At 41.0% G+C, this 13,729-nt stretch carries 9 protein-coding genes and 1 pseudogene; 2 read left to right on the top strand and 8 right to left on the bottom strand.

The features are described 5' to 3' along the window. Positions 1 to 9 precede the first annotated feature (9 nt). Together ABE28_RS08675 and ABE28_RS08670 are read right to left on the bottom strand one after the other, a co-directional pair. Positions 10 to 1,359 (bottom strand): PTS sugar transporter subunit IIC, encoded by a 1,350-nt coding sequence (locus ABE28_RS08675; protein ID WP_064464484.1) that lies wholly within the window; start codon positions 1,357 to 1,359, stop codon positions 10 to 12. A 4-nt stretch (positions 1,360 to 1,363) separates the two neighbouring features. Beyond that, the gene (locus tag ABE28_RS08670; RefSeq protein ID WP_064464486.1) at positions 1,364 to 1,672 is read right to left on the bottom strand and encodes a PTS sugar transporter subunit IIB; all 309 of its coding nucleotides are present in this window, start codon (positions 1,670 to 1,672) and stop codon (positions 1,364 to 1,366) included. A 286-nt stretch (positions 1,673 to 1,958) separates the two neighbouring features. On the opposite strand from ABE28_RS08670, the gene ABE28_RS08665 reads away from it, so the two are divergent. Together ABE28_RS08665 and asnB are read left to right on the top strand one after the other, a co-directional pair. Next, the gene (locus tag ABE28_RS08665) at positions 1,959 to 2,675 is read left to right on the top strand and encodes a GntR family transcriptional regulator (RefSeq protein WP_064464551.1); all 717 of its coding nucleotides are present in this window, start codon (positions 1,959 to 1,961) and stop codon (positions 2,673 to 2,675) included. Positions 2,676 to 3,171: 496 nt separating this feature from the next. Next, a complete protein-coding gene (asnB, locus tag ABE28_RS08660) occupies positions 3,172 to 5,061 on the top strand; it encodes an asparagine synthase (glutamine-hydrolyzing) (protein WP_064464488.1) in 1,890 nt (629 codons plus the stop codon). 93 nt (positions 5,062 to 5,154) lie between these two features. Here asnB and ABE28_RS08655 read toward each other — a convergent pair. From ABE28_RS08655 to ABE28_RS08630, 6 genes and pseudogenes are all read right to left on the bottom strand, one after another. Further along, a pseudogene (locus ABE28_RS08655) lies at positions 5,155 to 5,720 on the bottom strand (SAM-dependent methyltransferase). Between the two features lie 94 nt (positions 5,721 to 5,814). Beyond that, complete coding sequence (locus ABE28_RS08650; RefSeq protein WP_064464490.1) at positions 5,815 to 6,621, bottom strand: SDR family NAD(P)-dependent oxidoreductase; 807 nt, start codon at positions 6,619 to 6,621, stop codon at positions 5,815 to 5,817. A gap of 642 nt (positions 6,622 to 7,263) precedes the next feature. Further along, a complete protein-coding gene (locus ABE28_RS08645) occupies positions 7,264 to 9,786 on the bottom strand; it encodes a cyanophycinase (RefSeq protein WP_257390746.1) in 2,523 nt (840 codons plus the stop codon). Between the two features lie 16 nt (positions 9,787 to 9,802). Continuing rightward, the gene (locus ABE28_RS08640) at positions 9,803 to 10,828 is read right to left on the bottom strand and encodes a cyanophycinase (RefSeq protein WP_064464494.1); all 1,026 of its coding nucleotides are present in this window, start codon (positions 10,826 to 10,828) and stop codon (positions 9,803 to 9,805) included. A gap of 23 nt (positions 10,829 to 10,851) precedes the next feature. Then, complete coding sequence (iadA, locus tag ABE28_RS08635) at positions 10,852 to 12,027, bottom strand: beta-aspartyl-peptidase (RefSeq protein ID WP_064464496.1); 1,176 nt, start codon at positions 12,025 to 12,027, stop codon at positions 10,852 to 10,854. A gap of 40 nt (positions 12,028 to 12,067) precedes the next feature. Further along, positions 12,068 to 13,486 (bottom strand): YfcC family protein, encoded by a 1,419-nt coding sequence (locus ABE28_RS08630; protein ID WP_064464497.1) that lies wholly within the window; start codon positions 13,484 to 13,486, stop codon positions 12,068 to 12,070. Positions 13,487 to 13,729 lie beyond the last annotated feature (243 nt).

Below are 13,729 nucleotides of genomic sequence, written 5' to 3'. Positions count from 1 at the left end.
ACTGCTTTCTTATACGCTTAACGTTTCTGAATCTTTCGTTAGCTCTGTTTTATTTTTTGTATCAATCTTCACCTGGGCATAAACAAACGGTAAATAAATCGCAGTTGAAATGACTAAATTGATTGCTGCCAATATAGCTCCAGATACGTGACCTCCAGTTGCCAGGAATCCTCCCACGATCGGAGGTGTAACCCAAGGTATCTTGGCTACGATTGGAAAAACCATTCCGCTGCTTACGGCAATATAAGAAATCACGGTTGTAATTACCGGACCGAGAACAAAAGGAATGAACCACATTGGATTCAAAACGATTGGCAATCCGAAAAGAATCGGTTCGTTAATTTGGAACACCCCGGGTGCCCCTCCGAGCGCAATCATCTGTTTATAGCGTTTTCGTCCTGCAATGATCATGGCAATGATAAGCCCCAATGTTGCCCCAGACCCTCCTAAATAAACGAATGCATCAAGGAAAGAGCCTGCCAACACACCATACTGGTCCAGATCTTTGACACCTTTAGCATACAAATCGATATTCTTCACTCCCGAACTTTCAAAAAGCGGAGTCGTTATTCCGCCAAGGATATTTGGTCCGTGCAAACCAATCATCCATAATAAATGAACAAGAAATACTAATAAAATTGCGAATGGCAATGAGTCTACCGCACTTTGTAAGGGAGATACGATTACCTTGCTCAGCCAATCATTCAACACCTGCCCATCCGTAGCTTTGCGAAATAGCAGTCCGAACAAGCCAGCGGCAAAGATTGTGGCCATCCCAGGAATTAACTTGGCAAACGACCTGGCTACAGCTGGAGGAACTCCATCCGGCAGCTTAATGACTAAATATTTCACCCGTGAAAGCCTCACGAATATTTCAGTCGCAATTAAGGCAACGACTATACCTGTAAATAGGGCGGTGGCATTAAAATAATTCACGCTGACGAATCCCCAAGCCCCGCCTGAAACGGCCTTATCATCGATGGTCAATGTGACATTACCGATTTGAGGCAATAGCAAGAAGAAACATGCCGCTGATACCAACATCGCTTCAAAGCCATCATCGCCGTAAGATCTTGCTAGTTTATAAGAAATGCCAAATACGGCGAATACCGTCATGAATGCAAAGGTCCCGAACCAAATATCACCGCCGAGCGTATTCCATGCGGGACCGAAAATGGCCTCCATCATTCTTCCATAAGGCTTGATGACTTGCCCAAGATTATTGAACAGGACCGCAAATGATCCGATCATTGTAATCGCTATCATTCCAATCAATGCGTCACGAATCGCAAGCAGATGCCGGTTATTTCCTACCTTTACAGCTCCTGGCATAATATACTTATCAATAAAAGTCATCATATCCTTATTCTCCCTTAATTAAAGTAGTGGCTTGTTTTAGCACTTCTTCACCATTACACAGTCCATAGAACATCGGATTGATGGTTGCGACAGGAATACCTTTTTCTTTTACAGCTTCCTGTAACTTGGAAAGGAGATATCTAACTTGTGGTCCTAAAAGAATCACATCGGCCTTATCCATTTCATTGTTCACTTCGGTCGATCCAACCGCCCAAATATGACAATCGACTCCTTGATTCCTCGCACTTTCCTCCATCTTTGTAACTAATAAACTAGTAGACATCCCCGCAGAACAGCATAATAAGATATTCATTGATATACCCCCTTTATAATGATTGATTATTCAGTTTTTTTAAACATGGATGAAACTGTATTTATTAATGAATGATAGCCTTTCGCTTTATCCTCTCCTCTACCGGTATTTTTGAAATGGGTATTATTACCTCCATACATACATTGTAATTACAATTTTAAAAAATATCAACACAATTTTTTATTTGTTATAACAAATTTTTGATTATCAGTTGATTATTGAACTTATCCGAGATAATCTATATGTATATATTGGAATGAGTATGGGAGGAATCACTGTGGAGACCATGAATAAAGATGCGGCATTGCATTCCATAGTTAAGGAATCGATCATCGATCTTATAAAGAAAGGCGAATATGAAACGAATACTAAATTACCGACTGAAGCAGAGTTTTGTAAAATATACGGTGTAAGCAGGACGACAGTACGGACGGCCTTACAGCAATTGACCGTCGAGGGCTACATCTATCGTGTTCAGGGGAAAGGAACCTTCGTTTCGGAAAATAAAGTGAAGCAATTCCTATCAAGTACAGTTGAAAAGTTCTCCGAGCAAATCACGATGCAAGGAAAAAATCCTTCCACAAAGGTCATCAGCCTAAAGGTCATCGAAGCAAACGCTACCCTTGCCAAGCTTTTCAAGCAAAATATTGGAGATCCCGTGAATAAACTGGAGCGGATACGCTACGTAAACGATGTCCCCCTTCAATATGAAATCGCCTATCTTCCTTGGTATAAAACTCCAGGGTTGAATATTGAAGCATGTGAGAAATCGCTCTTTGAAGTACTTGAAAAACAATTCAATTTAAAAGTGAAAAAAACGGTCGAGCATTTGGAATTTTCACTTGCCGACGACTCCATTTCCGGTAAATTGGAAGTACCAAACGGATCACCTTGTTTTTCCTTGGAAACCTACACATACGAAAGTGATGGTTCAGTCATTGAATTTTCCAAAACCTTCTTCAGGGGCGATCGTGCGCACTTTATCATAGAACGGAACTATTGAATTAAAAATATAAGGGCTGTTCCAAAACACTGGTTCCAAGGATAAGTAAAAAACAAGAAGGCGTCCAATAGTCGGAATAACGACTTATTGGACGTCCCTTTTACTAATTTCCCCTATCATTCAAGTTCCATATCCATTTAAAAGAGCCACGGACAAAACTCTCTAACTTTTCCTTCACACCATTCCATTGTTAGCTATCCAAGATTTATTCTTCTTCTCAACAATTTGTTTTTTCATAGGACTATTCACTCAGATCCCCTTCAATTTATATGTTTTGCATCATCAACAAGGTCTTGAACCATTCATCATATTACATTTTAATTCATTTTATGAATAAAATTGACAAATTTATAATAATAATCTAACCTTGTAATCTAGATACCTTTTATCTATTTAACGCTAGTTGACTGATTCGATTATCCTAATTTCATTTCACTCTCGAGAAAAGTCACTACGAAATCATTTTTTATTATAATTATTTAGGCAGGTGGATTTTATGTGCGGTTTTGTTGGATGTATTCAAGAATATCCAAAAGCCATAAATTCAAATATGAAAGACGCGATCAAAAAAATGAATACGATCATCACCCATAGAGGTCCGGATGATGAAGGTTATTTTTTTGATGATTTCGTGAATTTTGGATTTAGAAGATTAAGTATCATCGATTTAGAGAATGGCAACCAACCTCTTTCATATGAAAATGAAAGGTATTGGATCATTTTCAATGGTGAAATCTATAATCATATTGAATTGAGGAAAGAGCTGATTGAAAGTGGATATGAGTTCACTACGCAATCGGATACGGAAGTAATCCTGGCACTTTATTGCAGTCAAAAAGAGCATGCCGTTCAAAAGCTGCGGGGGATGTTCGCTTTTGTCATATGGGATAAAATTGAGGAAAAGCTGTTTGGAGCAAGAGACCACTTTGGAATCAAGCCGTTTTTCTACTGTGAGCAAGATGAGGTTACATATTTTGCTTCGGAGAAAAAAAGCATCTTGACGACAATGGATGAGAAGCTGGATGTGAATTCACTACAGCATTATCTCAGTTTTCAATATGTTCCCGAACCATCCACCTTATCCAAAAATATTAAAAAGCTATTGCCTGGTCATTATTTCACTAAAGAGCCTGGTAAGAAAATGGATATCACCAAGTTTTGGCAGCCTACATTTCATCCTTCCAATATGGAAGATTCAAAAGTATCCAAAGAAATCCAGGAGACTTTAATAGATTCGGTGAACGTACATATGAGAAGTGATGTTCCAGTTGGATCATTCCTTTCAGGAGGCATTGACTCATCTTTTATCTGCTCCATCGCCAAACAGATTAATCCAAAAATAAAAACTTTTTCAGTGGGCTTTGAAAGAGATGGTTATAGTGAAATAAACGTTGCACAGGAAACGGCTGCCGCTTTAAATGTAGAGAATATTAGTTATATCATAAGTCCAGAGGAATTTTTGGCCGAACTTCCCAAGATTATTTGGCATCTGGATGACCCTCTAGCCGACCCTGCTGCCGTCCCGCTATATTTCGTCGCACGGGAAGCTAAAAAGCACGTCAAGGTCGCCTTGTCCGGGGAAGGAGCAGATGAATTATTCGGCGGATACAATATATACCGGGAACCGCATTCCCTGCGTATGTTTTCCTATATTCCATCGCCGCTTAACAATGTGTTAAAGACCCTTTCTTCCATTTTGCCGGAAGGCGTAAAAGGAAAGAGTTTCATTGAGCGCGGTGTTACGGCACTAGAGGATCGATATATCGGAAATGCAAATATCTTCGATGAGAAAGAGAAGAAAGGATTACTGGTGAATTATCTGAATGGTTTAGAGAATGAAAAAGTGACCAGTCCCATTTATTCAAACTCTTTAGATTATGATCCGATTACACAAATGCAAAACATTGATATTCAGACATGGCTCAAAGGTGATATTTTACTGAAAGCTGATAAAATGTCGATGGCAAATTCTTTAGAGGTAAGAGTTCCATTCCTGGATACATGTGTTTTCGACACGGCATCAAAACTGAGCATGGATCAAAAGGTCAGAAATGGAACGACGAAATACATGCTCCGAAAAGCTGCCCGTGGAATCGTACCCGAACATGTATGGAGCAGAAAGAAGCTTGGCTTCCCAGTTCCGATAAGACATTGGTTAAAGGACGAATTATATGATTGGTCAGTGAAGCTGATCCATGAGAGCCAAACAGACTATCTTTTTAACAAACAGCAAATCTTGAAATTACTTGAAAATCATGTGAATGGTAAAATGGATAACAGTCGAAAACTATGGACGATTTTAACTTTCATGATTTGGCATCAAATATATGTAGAAAAGCAAGATGAGCTTCAACCACAAAGGTCCTTACAATATGCTGTAAATTAAGCATTCACTGTACGAATGCCATGTTTACTCGTTTTTGCACCCAAGCATTCCACTTGCTTGGGTGTTTTTATATTCTTGTAAAAAAGCAAGGAATCAATTCGATAATTGATAAATGACAAATTTCTCATATGGATTCGCTTCAGTCATGCCCGGTAACGGCACCTCTTGTTTCAACTCGAAGGAGGTTTGATTTTCCAGGAAAAAAATATAATCCTGTGAACCATAATATAGAATAAGTTCAATTTGGCGCGGTTCATTTTCGTAGGAAATCAGGATGTTATTGATCACCTTCATAAAAATCTGGATGGAAAACGGATTAAAGAAATAAAATCGATTGTCCCTTGAATCAATAGCATATTCCTCTGCCAAGCAGCAGTTGAATTCTATGCTGCCATTGTGATTCTTCCACTTCTTCCGATAACTTTTCAGATTCCCGATCGCTTCTTTGTGAAAATGCTCGTTCATCTCCACGCTCGCCCTTTCCCACACCCAAAATCAACAAGGCGATCACGACTATTGAGTTCATATTCTCGGAACAAAAGCTCTAGGGCTTTATATGGCGTTGGCTCATAGCGGTGATAATGCATGGAATCATTGAATTTTACTTGTTCGCCTTTTGTTTTAATATTAAGCAATGCATCATGATCGGCTTCTTTCAAGGATATACACCTTCTTTACAGTTGTTATGATAATGGCATTCTACCTAAAAACCCCGGATAAGGCAAAAGCTTATCCAGGGTTTGATGATTTTGCTCATTTCGACTGATTCGCCACATAATCGTCGAAATCCGAAATGCTTGGATTGGCCATGTAGTGACCGCCCTCCACTTGTATGGTTTGTCCGGTAATGAATTTGGACTCATCGGATGCAAGGAATAGAACGGTATAACCGATATCATCCGCTTCACCATGGTATGGCAAAGCGTTGAACTTGGCAAATATGTCGAGCACGGCCGGAGGCATATTATTTTTGGCCGCAGGTGTCAAAATAAGGCCAGGTGCCACTCCGTTACAACGTATATGATTTTTCCCGTACTGGGCAGCTATATACCGCGTCAAATTCACCACCCCGGCTTTGGAGGCCCCATATGCCGATCGCACAGAGTCACCTGCAAAGCCAGCCATGGATGCCGTATTGATTATGGACCCTCCCCCGGCTTTGATCATATGGGGAATCGCAAATCTGCTTCCCAATAACACGCTTTTTAAATTCACATCCATAAGCCTGTCCCATTCTTCCAAATCCAGATTCACAACATCAAGATCTTTTTGCAAATTAGACAACCCTACATTATTAACCAGTACTGTAATCGTTCCATATTTTTCAACCGTAAAATCGACAGCCGCTTGGATCGAATCAGCCTGCCCTGCATCCAAGAATAGCCCAACGGCTTCTCCGCCTTGGCTTGTAATATTTTCGGCCGCTTCTTTTGCTCCCGCTTCGTTATAATCAGCAATTACGACTTTTGCGCCTTCTTTAGCCATTAATGTGGATATCGATAACCCGATGCCTGAAGCTCCACCTGTCACTAATGCCACTTTACCTTGTACTCTTCCCATACTAACCACCTGCTTTTTTTAGTATATCCTGCAATATTAGTATAACGGAAAAATAACTTAAGTCCAAAATATTATACCGATAGTATAAACACCATGCATAAATAGCTTTCGTATAGAAAAGATACCTAAAAATGAGTTATTCGGCGGTTATAGTAAATACAGTGAGGTCCCTTTACAGTGCATGCTTTCCCATATGCTTTCTCTGTCGAACAGCACTACGAAACTAGCGAAATTCATTCAACCTAAGATTAAATAAAATCATGTACAAGTTATGATTTTCATATGAAATAATAAGGTTTTTTAGCAAAGAAAAACGGGTACGACCATTTAGTATTGATGTGAAATAAGCATCCGCTTGAAGCCATTCTTCAATAAGCAAACTTGTTACATACATAAAACCCTGAACCAAATGGACATGACGAGCTCTCAAAATGAACTAAGATAGTTGGTTGAAGAGCTAATCTTTTATACTTAAAGAAAATACACAGAGGGCAAAGGAGTAGACCAATTGTAAATGGGTGACTCCTTTTCAGAAAAATGGATATAGCAGGAAAAGGTTGCCCACGTCCATATTCACAAACGATAAAGACACACCCAATCATGATGAGGTGTGTCTGCAAGTTTGAATCGGTTCAAAATGCTTTATTCATTCTTTACTGTAATGGGTGTGATATCCACAACAACATTAACGACTGAATAATCATCTTTGCTGCCGTCTTTGTACCCCCAAAATCCATCCGTTTCTTTTGTCTTTCTGAATGTAAGCTCCACTCCTTTTCCTTTATCAAAAGAATAGGCTTTCACTTCTTTCTCTCTGCTGTTATCAACAAGTTGATAAGAAAGGAATTTACTTAATGTGCCATGAGCCGTTAATACACCAGAATGAGGAGCGGCGTCAAAATCACTATACTCATTTCCTTTTGTACGGGTTTTATGTTCATCTATTTGAATCTCTTTCGTTTTGAAATCAACACTATCCCCTGGTGCGATTGTAGATAGTAAAATATTTTTATATTCGCTTTTTATCTTAGGATTGGTGCTAACTTTGGATAAATCAATAACGGTTACTCCTCCGCGCCCGACTACTTCGATCTTCTGCTTGAGATTATTGACAACCATTGCTGTGTCTTCATCAATTCCATATGACAGCTGACCATGATTGCCTTTTTCATGTGCAGTTGCTATAAGTCTGCCGAGCCTTGCTTTATTATCGAAATGCTGGTCAATTATCCCATACTGGAAAAAGCCAAGCCCACGTTCCAAATAACCCGGCCCACCTTCTTGCTGTTCCATTCCGTTATACGTGTTCGTAAATCCTTTTGTTAGTGTCTCCAAGCTGCCGCCGCCGGCAAGCATGACATCGCTCATGATCGCTGCTCCTGCACTTGTTCCGCCTAACACACCACCATTTTTATACATATCCCAAATCGCCTTTAATGCTTTTGATTCCGTTTGATCTGGATTGAATAATGCTTCTGTAATATACGTCTGATCTCCGCCCACAAACCAAATGGCATCAAGGTTTTTTATTTCGGCAGCGACAGGATCACTATTTCTGTTTTCCTTCCAACTTGATTCATCCACGGAAGTTCCTTTAAAGTCATGAGTTGAAATCGGTAGGATCTTGATATTTTCATCTTTCAAGCCATACCTCAATAGATCGTTTTTGAAGGCGTATGAGGAGCTCAGGCTTCCGCTTGCAGCCGAAATGATGCCTACTTTGGCATCAGAACCTTCCTTGGCCAACTCAATAAACTTTTTGTACACATCTTCGTTGCTTGAACCAAGTGCTCCACCTGCAATGACCAAATTTCCTTCTATGCGACCGCGCTCCTTTTTTTCAGGAAGTTCAAAATTGGCTTCTTGATAGTCTTTAAAAGCATGCTTGTCTCTTTTAAATTGGAGAGAAGCAGGGGCAACATCCATTTTCACATTCGTGATGGAATAATCATCTTTCTGTCCATCTTGATAGCCCCAATACCCATTTGTGTTTCCCGTTTTACTAAAGGTTAAGGCATAGCCTGATCCCTTGCTATCATATAAATAGCTTTTTACCGATTCAGTTGAAGCATTATCAACAAGCGAATATGACAAATATGATTTGAGTTTTCCATATGAAGTCAGGACACCCGTTGCTTCCAAAGGTTTAAATTGATAGTACTCATTTCCTTTAGTGGCACTCTTATTTGAATGGATCGTAAATGATTTAGCAGTCAAATCCATCTTATCGCCAGGAGATAAGAGGCTGATGGAGACATTACTGATCTTCCCCTTGTGTTCTTTTGCTTTACTTAAATCAACAACCGTCACTCCGCCCCTGCCTGCAATTTCAGCTGTTTTTTCTTGATTGTTGACAATCAACGCTGTATCTTCATCAATTCCATAAGAATTATATTTCTTTTTTTGCTTTTCGTATTTAATGGCCGTTGCTACCAAACGCCCGAGTCTCCCTCTTTCATCGAAATGCTGGTCGATGATCCCATATTTAAAGAACCCGAGCCCCCGGTCAATACGGACGGGCTCATACTCTTTGTTTTTTGGAGACTCGGAATTTCCGGTGAATTTACCTTTTAGCCCTCCTAAGCTATCACCGCCGGTAATCATGACATCACTCATAATTGCCGCGCCTGCACTTGTTCCGCCCACGACAGCTCCTTTTTTATACACGTTCCAAATCGCATCAAGCGCCAACGTACTCTTTCCCTTGGCATCATATAATGTATTTGTTATTCGAAGTTGGTCGCCTCCAACAAACCAGATACCCGAAAGATCCTCGATCTGACTTACAACCGCTTTACTGTGGACATTGTTCTTCCACGATTTCTCATCAAAATCAGTATCACTGAAATCATGGTCCGATAGCGGAAGAATCACGATTTCCTTCTCGTTCACCCCATATTTCACAAGATCTGCTCTAAACTCCTTGGAGGATTTCAGACTTCCGCTCGCAGCGGGAATAATGCCGATTTTCGCTTTTTCGGCTCCGCCGGCGAGTTTAATAAAAGATTCATAGATATCCTTGTTGCTGCTGCCTAATGAGCCTCCTGCAATAACGAGACTTCCTCTAAATTCGTCATCATGGTGAGCGCTGACCTTTCCTGGAGGCAAAAAGCAGGCCGATGCAAGCAATAAGGCCATAAATGCCATATTAATGATCTTCTTCACTTTTACTCCTCCTATTTTAATTTCCATATATTGAACCACTTGTTGAACTTAAGACACCAGACAGGGCAGATAGTTTATAGGAATAGCCATTACTGCTCGTCCATGTCTGAAGATTGAACGTATTTCCGGGTTTCAACTTGACGAGCTGAACATCTTTTATAGTCAATGGCTTGCCTGAGCTGCTTGTAGGGGCGGCCGTTGTTTTCGCCATATATACGGATTGGTTGCTGCCACCTGGCTGGGCAACAACCTTAGCCGTTCCGTCCTGTTCGATGAGCAGAGCTGTTTGTTCATTAACAGCAATGCCTTTAGCCTGATTCGTCCATCCGTCTGATACATTTCTCGCCATAAACCCTATGAATCTTCCCATTCTGTCCCTCTGTTCGAAATGAGTGTCTGTAATCGCACTTGATACATAGCGATTATTCAGGAAATCTCTTGAAAACGTCATATAGCGGTTATTTGGATTTGCCAGTGCTTCATCTGAATAGACGGAACCATTTTTTGCATCATAGACAAATTGCCCCATAATTGCGAGCCCTGCACTTGTTCCACCTATTGGAACATTATTTTGAATAAGCTGATTAAGTACATCCTCAAGTGCCGTATTTTTTATGAAATCGACATAATTGAATTGATCTCCTCCGGCAAAAAAGACTGCTTCCGCCTTACGCACCTTATCTAACACAAACGAGTCACTTGAAGCATATTTGTTGTTCAGCACGATCGTTTCGACTGAATCAAGCTTTGCGTTATTACTCTGTGCCAAATCGTAAAGATACTGGTTATATCCGTCGGATCCTGAAGTCCGGAGGACGACAAAGTCACCTGAATTTGCTTTTTTGGCCATCCATAGCATCGCTTCATCGACGTCCGTGCCTCCTCCCATTAAGTTAATGCCATAAGATGTGGCAGTCGTTACATTTCCCGTGTTTCCTGAGCTGCTATACTGATAGTCACCGCTCGCAGCATGTGCAAAATTCCCTTGGCAATAAAAAGCAAACAAACCTAACATCATACACACCTTCATTAACTGTTTCATTCCTTCAGCTCCCTATCATTCTTTTATTTTTCAAATGTCCCTTTAATAATAGGGACACCCTGTTCTACCATCACTTTTCCTCTTGAGATGACCGTATCGATGGTCAACGTTCCTTCATTAAGCATCACGAGATCAGCATCCATTTCCACCCCTATTTTACCTTTGCTTTTCAGCTTCAATATACGAGCCGGATTAGATGTGATAACCTGGAGTGCTGATTCAAGCGGAACGCCCTCATCCAATACGGAGTCACGGACCTCGTTGTAAAGAGAAGAAACATTGCCAACTTGCAGACCTGCGAACTCACCGTCTTGATTAAAATAAGGAAGACTTGCCTGTCCATCCGAGGAGAAAGTAATCTGAGTAACGGGCACCCCACTCTCAAGCATCTGTCTCAATCCGCTACTGCATTTCACTTCCCCTTCCTCCAGGAATTGAGGAGTGGTGCTTGTCGTTAAGTCTACATATCCCCCTTTTTCTGCATAACGGATCCCCTCTGCGAATAAATCTTGATTTCGGTTAATGTGAGTCGGGTGAAAATGATGAATCGGTATATCCGTCTTTTCTAGAATCTCAAAAAGGAGCTGGAGCCTGCGATCACCATCGCCTACATGTATTTCCAATATCCCTGCCTTTCCCGTAATTAAACTGCCATTACGAGCTGAAGCCGCTATCTTCACAAGCTCATTAAGCGTCGGTTCAGAAGAGCGATGGTCGGATATGGCGATTTCGCCTACACCGATTACTTTCTCAATGAATATCAAATCTTCTTCTACTTTGCCCGTTAAGGTTTTCACCGGAATCTGATAAGAGCCTGAGTGAATGTACGCCGTAATTCCCTCTTCTCCCAATGCATGGGCCTTTGCCAGCAGACTTTCGATCCGTCTTGTTGTTCCATCCGTACCCAGCACTCCAACCACGGTTGTAATGCCTGCCATCGTAGCATCCGTTAAGTTCAATTCCGGAGTCCGTGTCCTAAAGCCACCTTCGCCGCCGCCACCGATTAAATGCACATGGGCATCAATGAAACCAGGCACGAGGATTTTCCCCGATCCATCTACTATTTTCACATCAATGGATACGTTATCCAGATCAATTTCATCTTGGATATGGACTATTTTGCCACCCGCAAGCAGCACATCCATCCGGCCAAGATATTGAGGTTCATACACTTCTGCATTTTTAATTAAAGTTATCAATTTTTTTCCTCCAATTGCTCTAAGCTGTTTCTTAACACGATCAGAATGGTCCGTAATTCATTAAATGAGCGATGACAACGGCGGCTAAACCAATGAGGTATTGAATGAATACAAGCGGAAGCACCCATTTGGCCCACTTTGTCCATGGAATACCGGCAATTGCGAGGCCTGCCATGAGCGTGCCTGCAGTCGGAAAAATAATATTCCCGATTCCATCAGCAAATGAAAACGAAAGAACTGCCGTCTGTCGAGTAATATCAAGCAAATCCGCAAGCGGCGTCATGATTGGCATCGTCAGCATCGCATGTCCACTGCCCGAAGCAAGGATAAAATGGATAATAGCTTGGAAGTTATACATCCCGATTACACTCCAGAAGGCCGGAATATGCTTTAGCGTATCGGAAACCCCATGAAGCATCGGGTCAATAATATGCCCTTCATTTAATACAACAAGAGTTGCCCGGGAAACACCAATAATTAAGGCTCCACCAATCAATAACGAAGATCCGTCTACAAACGATTTCGCAATCTTATCCGTAGATAATCTGCCAATGACTCCTATGACAATTGTCAAAACTACAAAAAGAGCTGCAATTTCAGTAATATACCATTGGTATTTGATCACTCCAAAAGCAAGGACCACATAATTCAGTAAAAACGCACCTAGAATGAGCTTATGTTTGGTTTCAAGCTTCTCTTTTGAATTATGAAGCACATCAGCTTCTTTTTTGCTGTACTTTCCATAAAATCCACTTGATGGATCCTTTTTCACTTTCATGGCATGACGATAGACGAATGTTACAGATACTGCATAAACAATCACGAAAAGTACTAGACGATACGACATGCCAGAAAACATCGGCAATTCGGAGATACCTTGAGCGATTCCGACTGTAAACGGATTCATTACCGCTGTCGTAAAGCCTGCGGAAGCCCCAAGAATAACAATGGCTGTCCCTGTAAGAACGTCAAAACCAAGTGCAAGCGCCAATGGAATCAATAATGGGATATAAGCGAGTGTTTCCTCGGCCATCCCCATAAGTGATCCGCCAATTGCGAAAAATAACATCATGGCCGGAATGAGCAGCTTCTCTCGGGTTGCAAGTCTTTTTGCAAGCGTCGTAATCAATACATTTATCGTCCCAGTGGCGGTTAATACACCAAAGAACCCCCCAATGATCAAAACAAAAAAGATAATATTAGCTGCTTCAACCATACCAGTATGAAGTGCTTTAACCGCTCCAAATGGGCTAACCGGTGTTTGTTCGGAAGTTTTGTAAGTACCTGGGTCTATTTCGGTCCTTCCGTCAACTTCCACGCGCCCATAATCCCCTGCAGGCAACACATACGTTAATAAAGTTGCGATGACCAAAACACCCAGCAGTAATGCGAATACATTAATTTTACGCTCTTTTTTCCTATTTCCTTCCGGTTGATAGGTTGTTTCGACTTGAGCCATAAAGCTTCTCCCCTTTTTTCATTCAACTAGTAAATGATACTTCCCTCTTCTTCCATGGTTCTCCTTTTCTTTTTTTGAGAAATAAACATTTGTATACTAATAATGCAAAATACATGCCAACTAATAAGGCGACTGCTGGACGGGGATCTAAATGACGTATAAATGGAATGGGTAATGGAGATGGAAAGGTGCAGAATTATACTCGTTTGTATACTTTCATGATTACTGCATTTGGAGCAAGGT

The sequence above is a fragment of the Peribacillus muralis genome (assembly GCF_001645685.2).
Classification (GTDB): domain Bacteria; phylum Bacillota; class Bacilli; order Bacillales; family DSM-1321; genus Peribacillus; species Peribacillus muralis_A.
Note: the sequence above shows the minus strand (reverse complement) of the source record. Positions and strands in the feature narration are given on the sequence as shown.